Origin of the sequence: Synechococcus sp. R8-2 (assembly GCF_047461715.1) — a bacterium.
Lineage (GTDB): Bacteria > Cyanobacteriota > Cyanobacteriia > Thermostichales > Thermostichaceae > Thermostichus.
Genome location: NZ_JANSHQ010000697.1, coordinates 1 through 753 on the forward strand (window position 1 = coordinate 1; position 753 = coordinate 753).

Sequence of the window (753 nt, forward strand, 5' to 3'; positions counted from 1 at the left end):
CGTCCCGCTGGCGCGATCGGAGCCGCAGCGGGTTTGGCCGTCTCCGCCCAAGGGCTTGCTGATTTCGGCCACCACCCCGCAAGACTTGGCAGCAGAAGCCGCTTGGCCAGGATTCTATGCTGGGGTACTCACCTATCTGCTGACGCAGTACCTGTGGGAAACCACGCCTGCCACTCGTCTGCTGGTGGCCTTTAACCAAGTGGTTAGCCGGCGAGAGCTGGGCCTATTCGCCTGCCAACGCCCCACCTTGGAAGGCAAAGACACTGCTCGACACATCCACCCCTATTTTCTCATGCCCACACCGGCAGGGGTCAGCGGGGTAGTTCAAGAAGTGAAGGGAAATCGGGCTCAGGTGTGGTTAGGCGGGATCCCATCGGCGGCCCTGTGTGGTTTGCAGCCGGGTACTCTTTTGGTTCCCATTCCCGCCGATCCTTCCGCCTCTTCGCCGACGCCGCTGCTCATGCGTTCTCGCAGTGGGCTGTTGGCTCAGGTTCAGATGGCCAGTCCGGAAGGGCAGCTTCCCCCTGTGGGCACACCTTTGCGGGAGCAGCTGCGCGGCCTCTCCAGCACGCTCAAGCTTTTGGTTGGCCTAGAGGAGAACCTGGGCCGCATTGAAAAGGTGGATCTGACCAATGCCATTGCCGGCTACAGCTGGATGGAAACGGCCAACCCCCGCGAGCGACAGGTGGACTGTTTGTTGGGCCGCATCACCCCGGAAATGGCCACTGCTTTTAGGACTCCGTCCCGCTGGCG

General features: G+C 62.0%; 1 pseudogene. It reads left to right on the forward strand.

The features are described from left to right. Window positions 1–55 precede the first annotated feature (55 nt). Window positions 56–753, forward strand: a pseudogene (locus tag NW819_RS13985) (caspase family protein); the annotation flags it as partial.